Consider the following 21,209-nt stretch of genomic DNA (forward strand, 5'->3'; position numbering starts at 1 on the left):
CCCCGGGGTGCCCTAAAGTGCGGAAGCGTGGGGCAGAAGGAACGTCGCGCCGCTCTCTGGTGCAATGTTGACATGCACGGGGCAGTCAAAAGCGGTGGACAGTCGGTCATCGGTCAGCACATCGGCCACGGTGCCTTGCGCAACGGTTTGCCCATTGTGGATCAGCGCGACATGGTCCGCATAGATCGCGGTCAGGTTCAGATCATGCATTACGGCAATCACGCCGCCGCCCCGGCGGGCATAGGCGCGCGCCAGCTCCATCACCTGCAACTGGTGGCCAAGGTCAAGGCTTGATACCGGCTCATCCAGCAAGAGCCAGCGTGGCGTGTCCGCCTCGACCGGCTCCCACACCTGCGCCAGCACGCGGGCCAGTTGCGCCCGCTGTTGTTCTCCGCCCGAGAGATCCTGAAAATACCTCTGCGCATGGTGGCTTAGATCGACGGCGGCCAGCGCCTGGTCTGCGATTTGGGGCCGTGCGGCGTGGCGGCCTGCGGCCAGCCCCATGCGCACCACTTCAATCACCGTGAAGGGAAATGCCAGCGCACTGGCCTGCGGCAGCACGCCCCGCGTTGCGGCCAGGTCTCCCAGCGACAGCGCGCGTGCGTCGCACCCATTCAGCGTGATTTCGCCACGGCTGGGGATCTCTCCGATGATTGCTTTCAACAGTGTTGATTTGCCCGATCCGTTCGGCCCGACAATGGCGGTGACCTGCCCGGGTCGCGCTGTCAGCGCCGCGCCTGTCAGGATGACGCGGCGGTTGATTTCGACCAGAATGTTCGCTGCGGTATAGCTCATATGTCCACGGCCCCTCGGTTGCGCAGGACGATCCACAGGAACACTGGTGCCCCCATCAGCGCGGTAACGATTCCGATGGGCAGCTCGGCCGGGGCGATCAGCACCCGCGCGGCACAATCCGCCAGGATCAGCAGAGCGGCCCCCAGCAAAGCGGCATTGGGCAGCAGCGCGCGATGATCCGGCCCGCTTGCCAGACGCAGCAGATGCGGCACCACGATGCCGATAAACCCGATGGTACCTGCCACGGCCACGGCGGCCCCGGTGCCGAAGGCCACGATCAGGATCGCGCCGGTTTTCAACCGCTCGAGCGGGATTCCCATATGCATGGCCGCCGCTTCGCCAAGGGCCAGACCGTTCAGGCCTCGCGCCAGCAGCGGTGCCGCCACTATGGCAGGCAGGATCATCGCGGCCGCCGACCAGACCTTGGGCCAGGTTGCCCCGGCAAGCGAGCCAAGGTTCCAGAACGTCAGGTCGCGCAGCTGCTGATCGTCGGCGAGGTAGGTCAGCAAGCCCGTCAGCGCAAAGGCCAGCGCGCTCATAGCAATGCCGGCCAGTAGCATCGTGGCAACCGACGTGCGCCCGGCGCGGGTGGAAATGCGGTAGAGTGCGATGGTCGTGACCCAGCCGCCAAGAAACGCTGCCAGCGGCAAGAGCGCGGGGCCAAGCCAAGCGAGCAGCGCCGGGGGCAGGGCGGCGCCCAGCACGATGGCGGATATGGCGCCAAGGCTGGCCCCGGCGCTTACGCCGACCAGACCCGGATCGGCCAGCGGATTGCGGAACAGCCCCTGCATCACCGCGCCAGACACGGCCAGCCCGGCCCCGACAAGGATGCCGACAAACAGGCGCGGCAGGCGGATGTCGAACAGGATGATCCGCGCGCCCATGTCCAGCGCATCGCCATTGATCCACCCCAGAAGCGCGCCGCGCACTTGCGCCCCGGCCGCGCCCGTTGTCATTGACAGGGCGCAGGCGAGCAGCAGAAGCAGCCATAGCAACCGGTGCAGCCGCCATGCGCGGTCGGCGCGGTCGCCAAGGCGCGACGGGATGTGTTGTGTTTCAGCGGTCATACAAGGCTTGCGACAGCTCGCCGATGGCCTGGGCCGTGCGTGGGCCGAACCCCAGAAGATACAGCCCGTTCATGCGGATCACAGCGCCTGTTTCTGCCGCCGGGCTGCCCGACAGTGCGGGCAGGGCGAACAGCGCGGCATCGTCCAGCGCGTGGCCGCGTGCGCGGTCCATCATCAGGATCACCTCGGGCGCGGCTTGGATCACGGCTTCGTCCGACATCAGCTTATACCCCGAAAACCCCTGCGCCGCATTCTGGCCACCGGCAAGCGCGATCATCGCATCGGCGCCGGTGTCCTGCCCGGCGGCCATGATCTTGCCGTCCTGAAGGGTCAGGATGAACAAGACCTTGCTTTGGTCCTCGGGCGCCATGTCACGGGCAAGGGCCTGTGCCTGCGCCATGTCGGCGCTGATCTGCATTGCCAGCGCGGCAGCGACATCCTGCTGGTTCAGCGCGGCACCGACGGCCGTGATCTTGGCCGCGATCCCTTCGGCGGAAAACGCCTCTTGCAGCGTGACAACGGGCACACCGGCGGCGCGCAGCACCTCCATCGTGGCGGGGGGGCCGGCATCGGCCTCGGCGATCACCAGATCGGGCGCCTGCGCCAGAACCCCTTCGGGCGAGAGCGCGCGCAGATAGCCGACATCGGGCAGGGCCGTCACCTCGGGCGGAAAGACCGAGGTCGTGTCGCGCGCGATCAGCCGGTCCTGCTGACCCAGAGCATAGACAATTTCCGTCACCGAGCCTCCGGCCGCGATCACGCGGTCCTGTGCAGCAGCCGTCATTGCCAGAGACAGCGCAAGAGCCGCGCCCGCAAATCGGGCTATCATGCGTCGGCCCCGGGCAGGGTGGCAACGATTTCGGCCCATGCGGCGCGATGGTCGTTGGCCTCTTTCGCGACGGGGAAGACCTGGAAGATCAAGTTGCCTTGCGCGTCAAACGCCTCGAACGACAGCGCATTGCCCCGCTTCGTGGGCTTTTCGACGGCCCAGACTTCGGCCACGTGATCCTGTCGCAGGTGCAGATTGAACCCGGGGTCCAGCACGTTTTCCCATGGACCCATCGCCTTCAGCGTCTTGAACGGCCCCGAGTGGATTTCGATGCAGCCCGCGTTGCCGACGAAGGTCATGACATGGGCGCCGCTGGCCTGAACCGCCTGCATCATTGCGGGAATGGCGGCAGGCGACAGCGGACGCACGAATTCATCGCCTGCGATGCGATAGGCGCCAAGGCGGTTCATCTTGAGCTTGGCGCAGAGCCGCAGGAATTGATGCGTGTCGGTCAGGCGGCGCCACTCTGACAGCAGGATATCGCGCTTCTCGGGAGCAGATTTGGCGCCTTCCGGCGCGGCGCGGTCGTCCACGGCGATGACATCGGCCTGTTCCGGCAGCGCCAGCTCGGTGACCAGGCGGTCCCACCCGTCCAAGTCCGAAGCCGGGCGCAGATAGACCTTGTGGATTGCGTCTCCTGCAGCATCGAAAACCTGAATGCTGCGACGCGGGCCGGTGTCGGTGTCTTCGACGAAGGCAAAGCCATGCACCCAGTGGCGCGGGAACATGCGCATGTCGAGCCCGGGTTCCAGAGTCATGGCGGCGTGCTCTCCGGCGTGGAAATTCTCATACCGCCCGTCGATCTCGATCACACAGCTTTCGTTTCGGGTCAGTGCCATGCAGGTGCCAAGCTGCCCAAGCGCGGGAAACAGGCGATCGGGGTGGGCGGCGATGGCGGTCGCGCCGTGGCCGATGCGGGCGGCGATCAGTTGTGCCTCGCGCAGGCCCAACTGATGCGCGATATCGCGGGCGCGGCCCTGTTGCGCGGCCCATTGCGCGCGGATTTCGGCTGCGGTGCGTGCGGGTGCAAGCGTGTCGGTCATGAAAGGCCCCTGCCTTGAAAATGGCTCGGGCCGGGCCCGAATTTGATTCCTGAGTAAAATGCTATGGAATCTTTTGCAAGGGTGAAGGCACGAGGCTTTCAGGGGGATTGATTGCAACAGGACGGTGTGACGCGGGCACGGGAAAAGGAGGGGGCGCTGCCCCCGTCCCTACGGGACTCCCCCGGGATATTTGGCCCCAAAGAAGCGGTCAGGGTCAGTTTGTCAGCGAGAGCGTTTGTTCGATCAATTGCCCGTCGACCGAGAGCGGGCGGTGATCGTTGGCGTTGAGCGTGGCTTTGACCGTCACCTCGCCTTTGGGCAGGGTGGCAATATGCATCCAGGGCCCGTAGAGGCGGCCGATCTTGGTACCGTTGACGTAAACATGCGCGTGGCCCTGGCCCGGCTGATGCGCACCTCCGGCGTTTTCTGGCGCGAACGCGAAATTCGTGGTGGCAAGGTGCAGGTTCCAGCCGCTCACCGGGTCTGGCTGTACGTCAAGTTGTAAGGCAGGGGCCGGTTGGCTGCCATTAAGGACCAAGGGCATGTCGTGGTCATGAGCCATGCCGTCGCCCGATGCCGCATGTGCGCCGCGCTGTGCCGGGTCGGCGTGATCGTGGCCGTCGAGCGTGACACCCGAGGAGGCGGCGATGGTAAAGCCGATGCCGCCGCCGAAAACCAGCCCGATGAGGAAGAGGGGAAGGGAACGATCCATCCTGTTTCCGATCTGGTTGCCCCGCCCCGCGATGGGGGCAGGGACAGGAAAGTCAGGCCAGGCGCGCGTCGTCGCGGGCCCAGATATAACCCGCCAAACCGCCAAGGATGACCCAGGCCGCGAGGCCGACGCCAAGGGCGCGGGCGGCGAAGAGGGCGCCGATTTCGGTCGGGACCGGGCCGGTGAACACATCGGGTTCCGGCGCGCCGATCACATGCGGCGCCAGTAGCAGCACGACGGCCACGCCCCAGGCCACCCAGCTGTGCCCAAAGCCAATCAGCCACATGGCGATACCGGCTGCGGCCACGGTGGCAAACCACCAGATCTGGCGCGCATAGACATCGGCGGCGGCGACGCCCGGCACTTCGGGGGCCAGTGTGAACCCCGGGGCCAGATGCACGGCGACGAAGGCGGCAAGACCCCAGATCAGCCCGATACGGCCGTCGATCCGTGCGCCGCGCGTTTGAGCAAGCGCCATCAGCGCCACCAGTACCATCGCGTAGCCCGCGTAGACCAACATTGTGAAGACGATACTCAGCCCGTCACGCAATGCATCGAACCCGGGCAAGTCGGGATGCGCCGAGACAGTTGACTCGGCTCCGAAATGCACAAGCTCGCCGCCCTCGTAAAGTTCGGCATGTAGCAGAACGGGCTGTACGAACACCAACTGCAGCAGGGCGGCAAACAACCCCGCTGCAGCACCAGCGAGCAACGCGCTGGTCAGCAGTCGTGAAAACATCGGATCAGTGGCAGGGGAAGCCGGTCGCGTGACGCACGTCATGTGCCGCGTCGTGCAGCGTTCCGGCCTGCACATGGCCGGTGACGAAAACGACACCGAGGCCGATCAGAGCGACGGTGATCATCGCGGTGATGCCAGAGGCGCGGCCGGTTGCGCGGGTTGCCTGGCCAAGTTGGGCGGTCTGTGTCGTCATGTCAGTCTCCTTGCCTTCACACCCGAAGGCACTGTGGTTTCACCAATGTCCGGCAGGTCTCCTGGCTCGCGGGTCGGTGCCCTGACTGGCCTTCCCGGATTGCTCCAGTGGCATTGTCAGCCGGGCTCGCCGCTTACAGTTGCGGGGACAGCCGCGGGATCGGCACCCAAACGATACCTCACCGCGTTCCCTCTTGCCTCCGTCCCGTTTCGGGGATGGAACCGAACACGTCCAAGTGATGCCGCAAGAGGGAAGCCGCGTCAATCTGTTGCGTGCGAAATCAGAAAGGAACTGCAAAAAGGATATGGCGGGTCTGGAATTGCGCCGAACGCGGACTTAAACTGACTGCAAATACATTGCATTTTCAGGTATCCGTTTTGTCACTATGTTTCGCATTGAATTGTGCGTTCGATGACCGGCACCGGGCCGGGGTCGGCATGTTTCAGGGTAACGCGCGTCGGAGCGCGCCATGACGCGCCCAACCTCCACGCAAGAAGAGATTACCGACGTTCTGGAACGGGCCCATCGCGACTCAGATCATGCCACCGTCCTTGATGTGATTGCCCGGCGGGGCGAGGAGTTGCGGCCCGCAATTCGGACGTTTCACGCGGCGCGTGCGCTCTTGAAGGCGGGCCAGTCCCAACATGCGCTTGCGGCGCTTGACGAGATGCCCGGCACGTCACATCAGCGATGGCACCGCAAACTCCGGCTTCGTGCGCTGGTTGCCTTGGGTCGCTGGAACGCGGCGCGCGATCTTGTCGAGTCAGGACGGTTTTCGGCGACGTTTCTAAGGGCCATCAGCCCTCAGGCCAGCAGCGCGGCGCTGGCAGCCGGGGCGTTGCACGAGGCCGAGGCCTGGGGCTTGCGTTATCGCTGCGCCCTGTCGGGTCGGGATGCGCATTTCGTGGACGATCTGATTGCGCTGATCCTGTTGGAGGATTTCGCCGCGTTGAAGGCGCGGTTGGCGTTATGCGGACCAGGCGCCGGAGAGGCATTGGGCGAAGCGATACAGGGGGCGGCACAGAGGCTGGAAGATGATGGCATTTCTCCCGATTCGCTGGGTCGCAGGCTGTCTCGGATATTTGCGCTGGCGCCTGATCTGAAGTCGATGTGGGCCCTGTTCGATGGGATGAATCACGGCCGGATGCCAGCCTCTGCAACTCTCGGCGCGATGGTGTGGCGCCGTATGGGCACGCTGTTGCCCCCGGTGCCGATCCGCTATGACGATGCGCCGGTTGCGCATTGCGCCTTTGTATCGCCGCTGCCCGAGATCGACCGCGTGGCGGACTGGATTGGCGTTGTGCCAGAAGCGCGCGCTGACTGGCACAGACGCCACGCCGCGGCGCAGGCCCGGGTTTCAGAGCTATCGGCTGCAATTCTGGGCAGTTCTGCGCATCGCGCCGATTTGGCCCGCCGGCTGCCGCCAGTAGACTGGAGCGAGCTGCGCGCGGCATTGGCACAGGGCACCCCGGTGATTTTGACAGCTTGCCATGCCAGTATCGCAACCGTTCTTCCGCTGGAGCTTTGTCGAAGCGGGATCGACGTGCGCGTGGTCTCTCCGCCGCGGTTTTTCGCCAACGTGCCAGAGTACGTGGCCCTGCATTACGCCGATCTGGACGGACGCCATGCGCTGCGCACGGCGCGGCGCATGATCGATCTCTTGCGTGCTGGTCGCTGCATATTCGTCATGGCAGATGGCCAGATCGGGGCGCGGGCGTATGACGATCCCGAACTGGGCGTTCGGGCGCGCCTGCCGTCGGGCCTTTGGCCATTGGCGCGCCGCTATGGCGCGCGGGTGTTTTTCATGCAGTCCGGGTGGAGTGAGGGCCGACTGCAAACCCGGCTGAACGAGATGGCGATGCCAGATCAAGACCTGGACGATGCCGCGCTGAACGCGCTTTGGCATCGAGAGGTACTTTGCAGGCTCCACGCGGGATGGCGCGAAGATTTACGGAATATTCATCGGAACCGGGTTGTCTTGCAGGTGACGCGGCCTGGCGTGACTGCGATTTGAAGATCGCCGGTGCGGGTGTCGCTATGGGCGTGGTCCCAACTGCACAAAGGATATCTGATGAAACGATTTGGCGTGGTTACGGGGGCAGCCGCAGTCGGCGCACTGGCGCTGTCAGGATGCGACAGGTACGCATATGAGACCGAGCCGGTGACGCTGTCGACAACCTATGGCACCGTGGTGTGCCAGCTTTACATGCCCAACACCGTTCTGTGGGACGAGGCGATTGCGCACCCCGAAGCAATGCCGAAAGCCGAGGCCGACCGCATGTGCCGCAGCGAAGGGCACCGACGGATCAACGCCGGTTAATCCGTCATCTGGTCGCGGATTTCGGCGATGACTTTCTGCCACAGCTCGGGCGGCTGGGCGCCCGGCACGGCGTGTTTGCCCGCGACGATATAGGTCGGGACAGAGCTGACGCCCATCTCGCGCGCTTGCGCGTCGCGGGCGCGAATGTCGTCGATGTCGGATTCACTGTTCAGCAGGCGCAGCACAACCGAAGCGTCCATGCCTATGCCATCCGCCAGATCAGCCAGCACTTCGGCTTGCCCGATGTCACGGCCTTCAACGAAATAGGCCGCGAACAGCGCATCAACCGCCGCCTGCTGTTTGCTTTCGATTCCGGCCCAATGGATCAGCCGGTGGGCATCCAGCGTGTTGGGCGTGCGTTGCATGGCTTCGAAGTTGATGGTCAGCCCGGCAGCCTTGGCGTGTTCGGCGACGGGGGCGTAGGCCCGCACAGCGCCTTCTTGTCCACCGAATTTCGCCTCAAGATAGGCGCGCCTATCCATACCCTCGCGCGGCATATCTGGGTTCAGCTGAAACGGGTGCCATTGCAGCGCCAGCGGGTGGTCTGGAACCGCGGCCAGTGCTTTGTCCAGATGTGCCTTGCCGATATAGCACCACGGGCAGATCGGATCGGACAGGATATCCAGTTGAACGGTCGTTTGCGTCATTGCGGGCGGCTTTCGAACAGGGGTTTCAGGTCGCGGCGCGACAGTTTGCCGTTCGGATTGGTCGGCATCTCGGGCAGGTGCACATAGGCGCGCGGCTGTTTGTAGCGGGCCAGCCGGTCTTGTGCGCGCGCAGCCAGCACGGCATCGGCCACCGGTTCAGGGCCGGTATAGAAGGCGACGATAATGAAGGTGTCGGGTTTGATCTCAACGTCGGTCACGCCGATCTGCTCGACGCCCGGCACTCCGGTCAATGCGGTTTCAACTTCGATGGGCGATACCCGATAGCCGCCGGCGTTCATCATGTCGTCATCGCGCCCCTCGTATGACACCTGGCCCGAGGGCGCCATGCTGCCCCGATCGCCGGTCAGGAACCAGTCGCCGCGAAACCGGGCGGCGGTTTCGTCGGGCGCGTTGAGGTAAGCAAGCATCAACCCCGGGTCGTCACGGTGCACAGCGATTGTTCCTGGCTCGCCATAGGGCACCGGCCCGTCTTCGCCCAGAATGGCAACGCGGCGCCCGACCTGCGGAAATCCCAGCGCGCCATCCTCGGCTGGCCGCGTGGGCGCCCCCGAGATGAAGGTTGAACATTCCGACATGCCGAAGGCCTCGAAAATCCCGGTTCCGGTGGCCTCTTCCCATGCCGATTTCAGCGCGGGTGACAGCTTTTCGCCGGCTGCCAGCCCGTGGCGCAGCTGCGGCAAATAAAGTTTTTCACCCGATTTCAGCATCTTGCGGAACACACCCGGAGCGGCGGCCAAAAGCGTCGCCCCATGCGCCGCCAGCAGCGCAGGCAGGCGCGCCGGATCGGTCCCCGGTTCGGGGATCAGGGCGGTGGCGCCGATGGTCCAGGGGTCCATCAGCCCGGTGCCCAGCGTATAGGTCCAGTTGAAGGCGCCCGCGTGCAGCAGCCTGTCATCGACGCGCAGCCCATACCAGCCGTCAAACATCATCTGGCGCGCCCAGATTGCCCTGTGGGCGTGGGCGACGGGGCGCGGCCGCCCCGAAGTGCCCGAGGTGTAAACTATATATCCCAGACGGTCGGGCGGCCCCATGTCGAAATCGCAGGGCGGTAACGCCCGCATCGCCTGCAACTCTGGCAATCCGATTTCGCGGTGGCCCGGCGCACCGGTCACGTTTGGATCGCGCAGCACGGCGGCCGGCGACAAGTCGGCCAGGATGTCCGCGACTTCGGGTTCGGTCAGTTGCGAAGATGTTGGCACCGGCACGATCCCGGCGGCGATGGCACCCAGGTAGGCGATCGGGAAATCGATCGTGTTGCCCAACCGCAGCACCACGATGTCACCGGGCGCCAGCCCGGCCTGCAACAGCCCTGTTCCGGTGCCCTGCACGGCGGCGGAAATTTCGCCATGCGACCAGGTTTGAGCGCCTGTTTCGCTCAGCACCTGCAAGGCGGGCTTGTCAGGCGTTGCCCGACCGCGCGCCAGCACATGGGCGGCCATGTTGAAAGGGGCGGGGCAGGGCGGCGGCGGCCCCTGATCGAATATCGAAACCATGGGCTTGGGTAGCGGGCGGCGTGCGCCGTTGCAAGAGCGTGCGCGCCTGCCTATAGAACAGCGCATGAACAACCGTGATCCGAAATCGCTGATCCGTATCGCGCACGAGACCGGCGCCGAGACCCAGGCCGAGCCGCTTGACCTGGGCGCACGGGTGCGTGAACTGCGCAAGGCACGCGACTGGACGCTGGAACAGGCGGCCAGCAAGGCGGGGCTGGCGCGCTCTACGCTGTCCAAGATCGAGAACGGGCAGATGTCGCCCACCTATGACGCGCTGAAGAAGCTGGCGACCGGGTTGCAGATTTCGATCCCCCAGCTGTTCACCACGCCTCAGCGCGATCAGGTGAACGGGCGCATGGCCGTCACCAAAGCCGACGATGGCCAGCCGCTGGCAACGGCCACCTATGAACATACCCTGCTGGCCGAAACGCTGACGAAAAAGCAGATGTTGCCCTACCGGGCCCGCGTGCGCGCCCGCAGGATGGAGGAATTCGACGGCTGGGTGCGCCACGATGGCGAAGAATTTCTGTATGTGCTGACCGGGGTGGTTCGCCTGTATACCGAGTTCTATGAACCGATCGAGATGCGGCGCGGCGACAGCGCCTATTACGATGCCACGATGGGGCACAATGTGGTGTCTGTCAGCCCCGAGGATGCAACGATCCTGTGGGTGACCTCGCTGAATTCGGTGGGTTGATCCCTAGGCCGGATGGCGCTGGCCGTTGGCGCGAACCAGTTCGCGCGACAGTGACTCGATATACAGCAGGTCGTCGATCTCTTCGCGGGCTTCGATCAGCGAAAGCTTGTGAACATCGGCCACATAGGCCTCGAACGCGCGCCTGTCTTTGCGGCGTCGTTCCATGATTGCGGGGTCGAGCCCGGGGAACCTGGCGCGCACCCGCGCGGACCAAGCGGACCAGTTGGTATCAGTTTCTATCCAGTTCATGGCGGCGCACCTCTCGGCTGTCGCTGGAAAGTCAACACTGACGGTCGCAAAGGGTTGGTTACCAAAGAATGCGGCAACATGTCGCACTGTTTATTTCCCAAGTCGCCCAGTGTTTCATCAAGTGTCGGCAGAACATGTGCGCAGGCGGGTGCAAGGTGGCGCTAACGTGCTGCGATAAAAGCTGAAAATGCAGATCCTGTTGATGCAGGCTGTCAGGGTGAGTGCGTGCCCGTTCCACCTGCGAACCTGTCGGCCAATATTCGCCGTTATACATCCTGATCGGCTTGTCCCGGCGCAACGGCTGAGATTGCCGGGTCTGTCAGGGCGTGTTCCACCAGACTTCGGGAAGGAATCCCGGCCGGTCGCCGTACACCGGGGTATGATCGGGAAAGGCCAGATAGCGCGAATGTGCAATGCGATCCGTCTGGTATTGCCACAGCGGAACCACGTAGCGCCCGGCCATCAGCACCCGGTCCAGCGCGCGGGTCGCGGCCACAAGCCCGGCGTGGTCCGAGGCGCCCAGCAGCGCGTCGATCATGGCGTCCACGGCCGGCGATTTGACTCCCATCAGGTTGCGCGAGCCCGGCTGATCCGCCTGCGCGCTGCCCCAATACAGGCGCTGTTCATTGCCGGGGCTCAGCGACAGATCGCGGCGGAAGGTGGTGATGTCGAAATCTTGCGAGGCCTCGCGTGCGGTAAATTGCGCGTTGTCGACCCGGTCGATGCGCAGTGCGATGCCCAGCCGTTCCAGCGCCTGCGCGTAGATGTTGACGATGCCCTGGCTGGCGGTGTCGCCCTGGCGCAGAACCACTGTCAGCGTCAGGGGCTGGCCATCGGCACCGCGCCTTTGGCCGTCGACCACGGGCCATCCTGCCTGCGTCAGAAGATCGGCAGCGCGGCGCAGGTTGCCCCGGTTGCGGGCGGTTCCGTCGGATTCCGGCAGCGCATACCCCTCGATCGCGCCCGGAGGCAGGGTGTCCTGGAAGGGCAGCAGCAGATCGCGCACGGCACCCTCGGCGGGACCGGGGCGCATCCCCAGTTCGGAGTTGTCGAAATAAGAGTTGATCCGCGGCTGGCTGCCGCCCGTCACGGTGTCGTTGATGAATTCGAAGTTGAAGGCATGCAGCAGGGCATCGCGCACGCGCCAATCGTCCAGCGGCGCGCGGCGGGTATTCATCACAAACCCCGTCATCCCCGTGGGGCGGCCATGGCTCAGTTCCGATTTCACCACGTCGCCGCGCGTGACGGCCGGGAAATCATACTGCGTGGCCCAACTGTCGGCATTCGTTTCGCGCATGACCGTGACGGTGCCCGCCTTGAAGGCCTCGAAGGCGACCGAGGCATCGCCAAAGAATTCCAGCACGATCTGGTCGAAATTCATCGTCCCCCGCCGGAAAGGGATGTTCGCCCCCCAATAATCGGGGTTCTTTTGCAAGGTCACGCTGCGCCCCGCGTCAAAGGCCGCCACGGTATAGGGGCCAGAGCCAACGGGAATCTCGGCCAGCGGGGCATTTGCGAAATCCGCGCCGTCCCATTGCGCCTTCTTCAGAATCGGGCGCATCCCGGCCAGCAGCGCCAGTTCCGGGTTGTCGTTGTTAAAACTGATCCGAATGCCGCGTTCGCCCACCGACTCGATCTGGTCAACCTGACCCCAGAAGCCGCGATAGCGCAGGTGGCCCTTGGTGCCGAGTGTTTCATAGGACCAGATCACGTCTTCCACCGTCACCGGGCTGCCATCCGAAAATCTTGCCTCGGGCCGGAGGGTGAATTCGACCCAGGATCGGTCCGGCGCTGTCTTGACTGATTCGGCCAGAAGCCCGTATAGCGAGAATGGTTCGTCCAGGCTTCGCCCCATAAGCGATTCATAGCCGAGGAACTGCCATTGCCAGGGCGGGGTGCCCTTGGTGACAAACGGATTGAGCGAGTCGAAGCCGCCGGTATTGGCGAACACGATGCGCCCACCCTTGGGCGCATCGGGGTTGGCATAAGGCAGAGACACAAAATCCGGTGGCAGGGCCGGGGCGCCGTACATAGCTATGCCATGCGACGATTCTGCATGTGCGCAAACCGTGCTGGCCACAAGGATGATTCCGGCAAGGATCGCGCGGGTGCGCGAGAAAAATACTGGTCGCATTATGGCAACAATTCCGCTCTGGCCTTATTTTCTTGCCCCCCTGACTAGCCGGGGATTCACGTCTTTTCAAACTTTTAGCTTGGCTGGTGGCTTGGAGTTGCTTATAAAGGCCTCACTGCTCGATAGGTTTCTTGCCTGTATGAAACCTGCCTCAATAACTTAACGCCCGCCTTGCGCGGGCGTTTTTTTTTGGCCATCAGGCGCGCCGGGCAAGCTCCCCTTCAGTTGTTTCGGAAACGTGAACCATGGTGCGGGTTGAAACAGCGCCATTCCCTTTGCAGATGCAGCATGTAGGGTACGACCAACCGTGCCAACAACTGAAAGGTCTGGATATGTCACTTGCAGGAAAAACCGCCGTCATCACGGGCTCTACCTCGGGGATCGGGTTGGGCATCGCGTGGGAACTGGCGCGGGATGGCGCGAATATCGTGCTGAATTCCTTCACCGATAGCGAGGATGACCATGCGCTGGCCGCCAAGATCGCAGAAGAAACCGGGGTGAAGGTCACGTATATCCAGGCCGATATGTCCAAGGCGGACCAGTGCCGCGCCCTGATCGAGAAAGCCGGCGCTTGCGATATCCTTGTGAATAACGCGGGTATCCAGCACGTCGCCGCCATCGACGAATTCCCGACCGAGAAATGGGACGCGATCATCGCGATCAACATGAATTCGGCCTTTCATACAACGGCGGCCGCCCTGCCGAAGATGCGCAAGGCCGGCTGGGGCCGGGTGATCAATGTGGCCTCGGCGCATGGCTTGCGTGCCTCTCCGTTCAAATCGGCCTATGTTACCGCCAAGCACGGTATCGTCGGCATGACCAAGGTCGTGGCGCTGGAAACCGCGAAAGACCCGATCACCGCGAATGCGATCTGTCCGGGCTACGTGCTGACCCCGCTGGTGGAATCGCAAATCCCAGACACGGCCAAGGAGTACGGGATTTCCGAGGACGAAGCTGTGGAGAAGGTGATTCTCGCCAAACAGCCGTCCAAGGAGTTCGTCACCGTCGAACAGATCGCCGGGATCGCCAAGTTCCTGTGCTCGCCCGCCGCCGACCAGATCACAGGCACCCAGATGGTGGCCGATGGTGGCTGGACCGCCGCTTGACAGTTGCGCGCGGGCCAAGGCGGCCCGCGCCAACACCACCGGTCAGATCACCCGAACCTGAGTGCCGACAGGCGTGATTTCGAACAGCTCGGCAATCATTTCATTATACAGCCCGATACACCCGTCCGACGACGGGCGCCCGATCTTGCGGGTGTCGTGGGTGCCGTGGATCAGATAGGCGGGCCAACCCAGGTACATCGCGTGGGTGCCCAGCGGGTTACCGGGGCCGGGGGGCATGTATTTCAGCTCGGGGTTGCGTTCCACCATCGAGGGCGTCGGCGTCCAGTCGGGGCCGACCTTCTTGCGCACCACCTCGGTATAGCCGCGCTTGGTCAGATCTTCGCTGATCGGAACAGAGGTGGGAAACACCCGGTAATCGCTGCCATCGGCGTTCCAGTAATGCAGCGCGCGCGAGGTGGTATCGGCCACGATGCTGGCCACGCCAAGGCTGTCGAAATGGTCACGCCAGTCCTGCGCGGCAAAGCTGGAGGTATTGCGGCGCACGCCGGGGGCGTTGGGGTCACGGTCGCCCATGGGGGCCGATTGTACCTGGGCCAGCGCCGGGGTGCCCAGCAGCGGAAGTGCCGCGCCGGTGATAATGAAATGTCTTCGCGTCAGCATGGGTTACCTTTACTGCTCGGGTATTTTTTGTCCTTCTAGCCCAAGCGGTCGCGCACGGGCCATTCACATGATCGAGATGATGGCGAGTAATGCTGCGGCGCGGCATTGTGCCGCTGGTCACACGTGCTCGCAGCGCCTAGGTGGTGAGGAGTGCCCACATAAGGATCCGGTCATGGCCCGCAACGTGAAACGCATCAATCTGGCCCTGCAAGGCGGCGGGGCGCATGGCGCCTTTACCTGGGGCGCGCTGGATCGCCTGCTGGACGACGACGGGATCGAGATTTCGGGCATCACAGGCACCTCGGCGGGGGCGTTGAACGGGGCGGCCCTGAAAGCCGGTTTGGTCGGCGGCGGGCGTGATGGCGCGCGTGCGGCGCTGGACGATCTGTGGACGCGCGTGGGCGCGGTCGAGGATGATTTTCTAAGCAAGTGGATGGCGTGGGTCGCGACCGGCCCGCTGGCGCGCAGCATGGAATATTCGCCGGCCTATTTTCTGGCCGACGCCTGGGCGCGGATGGTGTCGCCCTATGCCACGGGGCCGTTCTACGCCAATCCGCTGAAGCCGATCGTCGAGGCCTTTGAATTCGACAAGATATGCCACCATGACGGCCCGCCGCTATATATCTGCGCCACGCGTGTGCGCACCGGCAAGATTCGCATCTTCAGCGGGGACGAGCTGAGCAGCGATGCGATCATGGCCTCGGCCTGTCTGCCGACCATGTTCCGCGCGGTCGAAATTGACGATCCCGAAACCGGCCGGACCGAGGCCTATTGGGACGGCGGTTATACCGGGAACCCTGCGCTGTTCCCGCTGTTCAACAGCAACCTGCCCGACGACGTGCTGATCGTGAACATCAACCCGCTGGAGCGTGACATGATCCCGCGCACGCCACAGCAGATTCAGAACCGGATCAACGAAATCAGCTTCAACTCTTCGCTGTTGCGCGAATTGCGCGCCATCAACTTTGTTCAGCGGTTGTTGGACCACGGCGATCTGCCTTCGGGCCGGATGAGCCGGGTTCTGGTGCATATGATCGACGATGACGAGCTGATGAATGCGCTGTCCGTGGCAACCAAGCTGATGCCGAACCCGCTGGTTCTGAACCGCCTGAAAGAGGCGGGGCGCCGTGCGATGGATGGCTTTCTCAGCAACCACCGCGACGATCTGGGCAAGCGCAGCACCGTCGATCTGGAAACGATGTACGGCTAGCGCTTATTCGGGCGGGCGCGTCGGATCCTTGCCGTTAGGGTAAACCAGACCAGCCGAAATCACCAGCTTGGCCGCGTCTTCCACACTCATGTCCAGTTCGATCACGTCTTCCTTGGGGAAGAACAGAAGAAAGCCCGACGTGGGGTTGGGAGTCGTGGGAACGAAGATGCTCATCAGCGCGCCGCTCGTTTCGGCCCGGCTCGAGATTTCACCCTTTGCGGTGGTCGAGACAAAGCCAATGGCCCATATGCCCTTGCGCGGGTACTGGATCAGACAGGCCTTTTCGAACGAGCGTTCCGATTGGGCAAACACGGTTTCCGAGATCTGCTTGATCCCGGAATAGATCGACCGCACCACTGGCATCCTGTCGACAAGGCTTTCGCCATAGCGGATCAGCGAGCGCCCGATCAGCCCCTTGGCAATCCACCCGACGACAATGGTGAAGACAAGGAAGATGATGACGCCGACACCACGCAGGTTGATGCCGATATATTGCTCGGGCCGGAACTGATGCGGCACCAGCGGCAGGACGACCCCGTCGATCCAGCCGATCACCGTCCAGATCAGCCAGATGGTCAGGCCCACGGGCGCGATGACAACCAGACCGGTCAGGAAGGACGCCCGCAGGCGTCCGAAGCGGCGCGGGGTGCGCCGTTGTGGTTCTTCATCAAATGGGGTGTTCATCGTTCGTCCGCTTGCTCCGGGCGCAAACTATGCACATCCCGGGCCGCTTACAATGGCTCGGGCGTCGAAGTCCTTCGCGATTGCAAGGAATCGTTAATGGCGATGGCAATTTGCGCAGCAAGGCGGGCGTTGTTGCGCACCAGCGCAATATTGGCGGCAAGCGAGCGGCCATCGGTCAGATCGAAAATGCGTTGCAGCAGGAAGGGGGTGACCGCCTTGCCTGCGATTTCCTGAATATCGGCATCGGACTGGGCCTGCGCGATGATGGGTGCCAGGGTTTCGGCGGCGATCTCGTCGGGCAGGGGGACCGGATTTGCGATCAATTGGCCGCCGGGCACACCAAGGGCGGCGCGCATCAGGTGGGCGCGGGCGATCTCGGCCGGGGTGTCCATGCGCAGGGGCGCCGGAAAAGGCGAACGCGCAGACCAGAAGGCGGGCACCTCGTCTTGCCCGTAGGCGATGACGGGAACGCCCAGCGTTTCCAGCACCTCTAGTGTCTTGGCGGTGTCGAGGATAGCCTTGGGCCCGGCGGCGACGACGGTAACGGCGGTCTGCGCCAGTTCATGCAGATCGGCCGAGATGTCGAAGGTGGTTTCCGCGCCCCTGTGAACGCCGCCGATGCCGCCGGTCGCAAAGACATGGATGCCCACCAGCCGCGCGGCGATCATCGTGGCGGCAACGGTGGTGGCGCCGGTGCCGCCACTGGCAAGGCAGGCGGCGAAATCGGCGCGCGACAGCTTGGCGACGCCCTTCGCCTGACCCAGCGTATCCAGCTGGTCGTCGGTCAGCCCGATGTGCAGGGTGCCGTCAAGCACTGCGATGGTGGCAGGCACCGCGCCCTGGTCGCGGATGTCGGTTTCCACGGCGCGCGCGGTGGCGACGTTCTGCGGATAGGGCATCCCGTGGGTGATGATGGTGCTTTCCAGCGCGACGACGGGGCGGTTCTGATCCAGCGCCTCGGCGACCTCGGGCGAATGGGCAAGGGCGATCACAGCGGGGTCTCTCCTGATACGTAGCGCGCGGCGGCCTGAAGCGCGCGTTCCAGCGCGGTGGTGCGGTCGGCGCCGTCGCGTTCGGCAGCGATGTGGGCCGCCATGAAGGTATCGCCCGCGCCGGTCACGCGGGTGACTAGAACCCGGGGCGGTTCGCGGCTGATGCAGCCCTGCGCATCGGCATCTGATGCGCTGCGCCCGCCATCGGTCACCAGCACGCGGCGCGCGCCCCGCGCCAGCAGCCCGGCGGCGGCGGTTTCGGTATCGGCAAACTCAGCCTGGCACAGCAGCCCGGCCTCTTCGAGGTTGACGTAAAGCGTGCTGCTCGGGTGCGGCAGCAGGGGCAGAAGCCGCGCCGCCTTGCCAGGCGAGGCTGGCGCCACGCGCAGGTCGGCGCGGGCGAAAGACGGACTGCGGGCGATGGTTTCCAGCAGCGCCTGCGTCAGGTTGCCATCCAGCGCGACGGTGCCGGTAAAAGGGGCTTCTGGGCTGCCAAGCGCGCCGTTGTCCAGCGGGCGCAGGATCTTGTCGCCCGCCGCTTCCAGCGAATGCGCATCGGCAATCGCCGCGATCAGCCCGTTGGCACCTTCGACCGCCATGTAGCGATCGGTCGGCAGGTCATCCGATCGGTAGAGATGCGTCGTGTCCATGCCCATGGCGGCGCAGGCGGCGACCAGTTCGTCGCCTTCCGCGTCGCGGCCCACGGCGCTGAGCAGGACGGGCCGCAGACCAAAGCGCGCCAGCGTCATCGCGATGTTCAGCGCGACGCCGCCGGGCAGGCGGCTGATGCGGCCGGGCACGTCGGCGCCTTGCCGCATGTGGCTGGCGGTGCGGCCGATCACATCCCAGAGGACGGAGCCGATGCAGAGGACAGAGGAGGAAGCGGGCGATGTCATTCGCCGTTTGTGCCGCCATTTCGGGCCGTGGACAAGGTGGCCTCGACCTGAATCGCGCGCCTTGCGGCGCACTTGATGCTGGCGCCGCCCTCCGGGCGCCGCGGTTGGGCGTTTGGCGCGGGCTTGACTAGGGAACTGCGAAGGTCATCGCGGCCCAGAGGCTTTCATAAACGATGTCGCCACCCGGGGGCGCGGGGCGCAGGACGACGGCATCGGCAAGGTAGCTGTGCCCGGGGGTGACGGGCAGGGTAACGATGCCTTGCGCATCTGTTCGGTAAAGGGTGGTTGTGACCGTCCCATCGGGGGCCTTGTCGAACAGTTCGACCTGCGCATTACCGCGAGATTTGCCTTGATAAAGCAGGCGCAGACGCACTGTTCCGTCATGGTCGGCATAGGGGTTGGTCAGCGCGACGAATTCGGTTTCCATGCCGGTCGGCTGGTCGGCACCGGCCCCATCGCCTACGGCCACCAATGCCTTGGCAAAACGGCGGTAACTTTCGGTGAAATCCGATTCGGGCAGACCGCGGGCCGCATGATCGGCGGCGGAGACGGCAAGGTCCTTGTGCGCGACGAAGGACTGGAATGTCGCCATCTCGGCATAGGTGACCCGTGCAGGCCGGGTTACATGCAGGATCACCAGCAACCCCGAACTGGGCGGCGCGGTGGTGGACAGGGCCGGAATATCGCCCATGCGCGATTTAACCGGTTCCGTATTTGCCCCCTGAATCAGCTCGAACCGGGCGGTTTTCGTGCTGAAATACGCCAGAGGGGCGCCTTTGAAGGATTGCCCGTTGCGCAGGTGCGCCACCAGCGGCGCACCGGGCGCGACGCGATAGTCTTCTGGTGAAATCCAGAACTCATGGGCAAGGGCCGGCAGGCATGACAGGATGGCCGCGACAACAATGGCAAGAGAGAGACAGGGGCGCATGAGGGCAAGAATAGGCTGGCTGGCGATCTTGGCAATGTTGGCGGCATTGCCGGTGCGGGCGCATGAGGTGATTCCGACCATCGGCGATCTGACGGTGGCCGAGGGCCGGGTCGAGCTGGTGCTGCGCATGACGGCCGAGGCGTTTGTCGCCGGCGTCGATCTGGATCATGTTGCCGAAACCGATTCGTCCGACGCGGCCGCCCGCTATGACGCCCTGCGTGCCTTGCCGCCCGAGGCGTTGCAGGCAGAGATCACGGAATGGTCCGGGCCATGGCTGGACCGGCTTGATCTGACGATCGACGGCACGCCGGTGCCACTAGGGCTCGGTTCGGTCGCGGCCGATGAGGTGGGCGATGTCACATTTGTTCGCCCGACCATTCTGACGCTGGAAGGCATCGCGCCGCCGGGGGCGGGCGACCTTCGGCTGACCTGGCCGCAGGGCGCCGGAGAGCTGGTATTGCGCCAGCAGGGCGTGGATGAGCCCTTTACCGGCTTGCTGACGGGGGGCACGCAAAGCCCGCCGATCCCGGTAGATGGCGGCGCGGCGCTGGGCGGTTGGGCCACATTCGTCAGCTATATCCCGGTGGGGTTCGATCATATTCTGCCCAAGGGGCTGGATCACATTCTATTCGTCCTGGGGTTGTTTTTCCTGTCCACGCGGCTGCGGCCGCTGCTGTGGCAGGTCAGCGCCTTCACGCTGGCGCATACGGTGACGCTGGCGCTGGGGGCGATGGGCTGGGTCCGTGTGCCCGGCGCGATTGTCGAACCACTGATCGCCGCCTCGATCGTCTATGTCGCGGTGGAAAACGTGATGACCTCGCGGCTGCACCGTTGGCGACCGGTGGTGATTTTCTGTTTCGGTCTGTTGCACGGGTTGGGCTTTGCCAGCGTGCTGGGCGATTTCGGCCTGCCAGCGGGGCAGTTCGTGCCTGCACTTCTGGGGTTCAACATTGGCGTCGAATTGGGCCAGCTGACCGTGATCGCGCTGGCGTTTCTGGCCGTTGGGGCATGGTTCCGCGACAAGCCGTGGTACCGGGCGCGCATCGCGATCCCGGCATCCTGTGCGATTGCGGCAGTGGGCGTCTGGTGGGTGGTGGAGCGGGTGTTCCTGTAGTGCCTTAACCCGCCAGTGGCGCCAGCAACTCGGCCAGCGCCTTTTCGGGCGTGTCCGATCCCCAGATTTCGGTCCCGATGCCGAAGAAATCGGTGACCGGTGCAAGCTCGGCAACGCGCTCGGGGGTCAGGTTGCCCTCGGCCACCACGGGCACTTCGATCATTTCCGACCACCACTGGAACAGGTCCGGCTCGGCGCGCGTGCCATCATCCAGCGCGCTGTCGCCCACGGGGCCAAAGCTGATGTAATCGGCCCCGGCTTCGCCCGCGCTCATCCCGTCGTGACGCGAGGCGCCGCAGAAGGCGCCGACAATCGCGTCCGGCCCCAGCGTCTTGCGTGCGGCACGCACAGAACGGGCGGCATCGCTAAGGTGCACGCCGTCCAGCCCCAGCCGCTGTGCCAGCAGAGTATGGTCCGCCACCACCAGCGCCACGTCGCGGGCATGGGCCACCTCGCGCAGCGTGTCGGCGGCGCGAGCGATGTCATCCTCGTCGCGGGTGGCCATGCTCAGACGCAGGCAGGCGATCGCGGTGCTGTCCAGCACGGCGGCCAGCTGCGCTGCAAAGGGCTCCAGCTCGAAAGCAGGGGGCGTGACAAGATAAAGTTGCGGCTGTTCCGGCGCGGTCATGGTGCATATCCCAGGCGTTTCGCGGCCCCCTCTAGCGGATATGGGCGCGCCTGCAAAGCCAAACCGCGACGGGCGCGCCTTGCACGCTGGA

The 21,209-nt window shown here is 64.5% G+C and carries 23 protein-coding genes and 1 riboswitch; of the genes, 6 read left to right on the top strand and 17 right to left on the bottom strand.

Features of this window, described 5'->3' with window-relative positions; genetic code table 11:
• Nucleotides 1–12: 12 nt before the first annotated feature.
• The 7 genes from FGK64_RS09585 to FGK64_RS09615 all read right to left on the bottom strand — a co-directional run bounded on the left by FGK64_RS09585 (nucleotide 13) and on the right by FGK64_RS09615 (nucleotide 5,378).
• A complete protein-coding gene (locus tag FGK64_RS09585) occupies nucleotides 13–795 on the bottom strand; it encodes a heme ABC transporter ATP-binding protein (RefSeq protein ID WP_138863587.1) in 783 nt (260 codons plus the stop codon).
• Entirely contained in the window at nucleotides 792–1,862 is a 1,071-nt protein-coding gene (locus FGK64_RS09590) for a FecCD family ABC transporter permease (RefSeq protein WP_138863588.1), read from the bottom strand. Before FGK64_RS09590 ends, FGK64_RS09585 begins: the two co-directional genes overlap by 4 nt.
• Nucleotides 1,852–2,691 carry a heme/hemin ABC transporter substrate-binding protein gene (locus FGK64_RS09595; RefSeq protein WP_138863589.1) on the bottom strand — a complete coding sequence of 280 codons (840 nt, stop codon included), beginning with the start codon at nucleotides 2,689–2,691 and terminating at the stop codon, nucleotides 1,852–1,854. The genes FGK64_RS09590 and FGK64_RS09595 overlap by 11 nt, the downstream gene beginning before the upstream one ends.
• Nucleotides 2,688–3,734, bottom strand: a complete 1,047-nt coding sequence (locus FGK64_RS09600) for a hemin-degrading factor (protein WP_138863590.1) — start codon at nucleotides 3,732–3,734, stop codon at nucleotides 2,688–2,690. Before FGK64_RS09600 ends, FGK64_RS09595 begins: the two co-directional genes overlap by 4 nt.
• Nucleotides 3,735–3,948: 214 nt before the next feature.
• Entirely contained in the window at nucleotides 3,949–4,446 is a 498-nt protein-coding gene (locus FGK64_RS09605; RefSeq protein WP_138863591.1) for a hypothetical protein, read from the bottom strand.
• 52 nt (nucleotides 4,447–4,498) lie between these two features.
• Nucleotides 4,499–5,185, bottom strand: a complete 687-nt coding sequence (locus FGK64_RS09610; protein WP_138863592.1) for a CbtA family protein — start codon at nucleotides 5,183–5,185, stop codon at nucleotides 4,499–4,501.
• Between the two features lie 4 nt (nucleotides 5,186–5,189).
• Nucleotides 5,190–5,378, bottom strand: a complete 189-nt coding sequence (locus FGK64_RS09615) for a CbtB domain-containing protein (protein WP_138863593.1) — start codon at nucleotides 5,376–5,378, stop codon at nucleotides 5,190–5,192.
• Between the two features lie 34 nt (nucleotides 5,379–5,412).
• Nucleotides 5,413–5,619: riboswitch (cobalamin riboswitch) on the bottom strand.
• A 228-nt stretch (nucleotides 5,620–5,847) separates the two neighbouring features.
• Here FGK64_RS09615 and FGK64_RS09620 point away from each other — a divergent pair.
• Both FGK64_RS09620 and FGK64_RS09625 read left to right on the top strand, forming a co-directional pair.
• The gene (locus FGK64_RS09620) at nucleotides 5,848–7,392 is read left to right on the top strand and encodes a hypothetical protein (RefSeq protein WP_138863594.1); all 1,545 of its coding nucleotides are present in this window, start codon (nucleotides 5,848–5,850) and stop codon (nucleotides 7,390–7,392) included.
• A 57-nt stretch (nucleotides 7,393–7,449) separates the two neighbouring features.
• Nucleotides 7,450–7,698, top strand: coding sequence for a hypothetical protein (locus FGK64_RS09625; protein ID WP_138863595.1), 249 nt, complete (start codon nucleotides 7,450–7,452; stop codon nucleotides 7,696–7,698).
• Here the strand turns inward: FGK64_RS09625 and FGK64_RS09630 are convergent.
• Together FGK64_RS09630 and FGK64_RS09635 are read right to left on the bottom strand one after the other, a co-directional pair.
• Entirely contained in the window at nucleotides 7,695–8,345 is a 651-nt protein-coding gene (locus tag FGK64_RS09630; protein ID WP_138863596.1) for a DsbA family oxidoreductase, read from the bottom strand. The two genes, FGK64_RS09625 and FGK64_RS09630, sit on opposite strands and share 4 nt — an antisense overlap.
• Complete coding sequence (locus tag FGK64_RS09635) at nucleotides 8,342–9,859, bottom strand: class I adenylate-forming enzyme family protein (RefSeq protein ID WP_138863597.1); 1,518 nt, start codon at nucleotides 9,857–9,859, stop codon at nucleotides 8,342–8,344. Before FGK64_RS09635 ends, FGK64_RS09630 begins: the two co-directional genes overlap by 4 nt.
• A 64-nt stretch (nucleotides 9,860–9,923) precedes the next feature.
• On the opposite strand from FGK64_RS09635, the gene FGK64_RS09640 reads away from it, so the two are divergent.
• Complete coding sequence (locus FGK64_RS09640) at nucleotides 9,924–10,556, top strand: helix-turn-helix domain-containing protein (RefSeq protein WP_138863598.1); 633 nt, start codon at nucleotides 9,924–9,926, stop codon at nucleotides 10,554–10,556.
• A gap of 3 nt (nucleotides 10,557–10,559) precedes the next feature.
• Here FGK64_RS09640 and FGK64_RS09645 read toward each other — a convergent pair whose 3' ends face one another.
• Entirely contained in the window at nucleotides 10,560–10,805 is a 246-nt protein-coding gene (locus tag FGK64_RS09645) for a hypothetical protein (protein WP_138863599.1), read from the bottom strand.
• A gap of 319 nt (nucleotides 10,806–11,124) precedes the next feature.
• Nucleotides 11,125–12,939 (bottom strand): extracellular solute-binding protein, encoded by a 1,815-nt coding sequence (locus FGK64_RS09650; RefSeq protein WP_138863600.1) that lies wholly within the window; start codon nucleotides 12,937–12,939, stop codon nucleotides 11,125–11,127.
• A 332-nt stretch (nucleotides 12,940–13,271) separates the two neighbouring features.
• Here FGK64_RS09650 and FGK64_RS09655 point away from each other — a divergent pair, with 332 nt between their 5' ends.
• Nucleotides 13,272–14,045 (top strand): 3-hydroxybutyrate dehydrogenase, encoded by a 774-nt coding sequence (locus FGK64_RS09655; protein ID WP_138863601.1) that lies wholly within the window; start codon nucleotides 13,272–13,274, stop codon nucleotides 14,043–14,045.
• A gap of 42 nt (nucleotides 14,046–14,087) precedes the next feature.
• Here the strand turns inward: FGK64_RS09655 and FGK64_RS09660 are convergent, their stop codons facing one another.
• Nucleotides 14,088–14,666 (bottom strand): L,D-transpeptidase, encoded by a 579-nt coding sequence (locus FGK64_RS09660; RefSeq protein WP_138863602.1) that lies wholly within the window; start codon nucleotides 14,664–14,666, stop codon nucleotides 14,088–14,090.
• 172 nt (nucleotides 14,667–14,838) lie between these two features.
• On the opposite strand from FGK64_RS09660, the gene FGK64_RS09665 reads away from it, so the two are divergent.
• Nucleotides 14,839–15,876 (top strand): patatin-like phospholipase family protein, encoded by a 1,038-nt coding sequence (locus tag FGK64_RS09665; protein WP_138863603.1) that lies wholly within the window; start codon nucleotides 14,839–14,841, stop codon nucleotides 15,874–15,876.
• Nucleotides 15,877–15,879: 3 nt separating this feature from the next.
• On the opposite strand, the gene FGK64_RS09670 is transcribed toward FGK64_RS09665, so the two are convergent.
• From FGK64_RS09670 to FGK64_RS09685, 4 genes are all read right to left on the bottom strand, one after another.
• The gene (locus FGK64_RS09670; protein WP_138863604.1) at nucleotides 15,880–16,560 is read right to left on the bottom strand and encodes a DUF502 domain-containing protein; all 681 of its coding nucleotides are present in this window, start codon (nucleotides 16,558–16,560) and stop codon (nucleotides 15,880–15,882) included.
• 47 nt (nucleotides 16,561–16,607) lie between these two features.
• Nucleotides 16,608–17,552 (bottom strand): pseudouridine-5'-phosphate glycosidase, encoded by a 945-nt coding sequence (locus FGK64_RS09675; RefSeq protein WP_138863605.1) that lies wholly within the window; start codon nucleotides 17,550–17,552, stop codon nucleotides 16,608–16,610.
• Nucleotides 17,549–18,448, bottom strand: coding sequence for a PfkB family carbohydrate kinase (locus FGK64_RS09680; protein WP_138863606.1), 900 nt, complete (start codon nucleotides 18,446–18,448; stop codon nucleotides 17,549–17,551). Before FGK64_RS09680 ends, FGK64_RS09675 begins: the two co-directional genes overlap by 4 nt.
• A gap of 127 nt (nucleotides 18,449–18,575) precedes the next feature.
• The gene (locus tag FGK64_RS09685) at nucleotides 18,576–19,457 is read right to left on the bottom strand and encodes a DUF4198 domain-containing protein (protein ID WP_246057717.1); all 882 of its coding nucleotides are present in this window, start codon (nucleotides 19,455–19,457) and stop codon (nucleotides 18,576–18,578) included.
• On the opposite strand from FGK64_RS09685, the gene FGK64_RS09690 reads away from it, so the two are divergent.
• Complete coding sequence (locus FGK64_RS09690) at nucleotides 19,444–20,490, top strand: HupE/UreJ family protein (RefSeq protein ID WP_342773945.1); 1,047 nt, start codon at nucleotides 19,444–19,446, stop codon at nucleotides 20,488–20,490. The two genes, FGK64_RS09685 and FGK64_RS09690, sit on opposite strands and share 14 nt — an antisense overlap.
• 4 nt (nucleotides 20,491–20,494) lie before the next feature.
• Here the strand turns inward: FGK64_RS09690 and FGK64_RS09695 are convergent, their stop codons facing one another.
• The gene (locus FGK64_RS09695; RefSeq protein ID WP_138863609.1) at nucleotides 20,495–21,118 is read right to left on the bottom strand and encodes a thiamine phosphate synthase; all 624 of its coding nucleotides are present in this window, start codon (nucleotides 21,116–21,118) and stop codon (nucleotides 20,495–20,497) included.
• Nucleotides 21,119–21,209: the final 91 nt, after the last annotated feature.

The sequence above is a fragment of the Arenibacterium halophilum genome (assembly GCF_005938225.1).
Classification (GTDB): Bacteria; Pseudomonadota; Alphaproteobacteria; order Rhodobacterales; family Rhodobacteraceae; genus Arenibacterium; species Arenibacterium halophilum.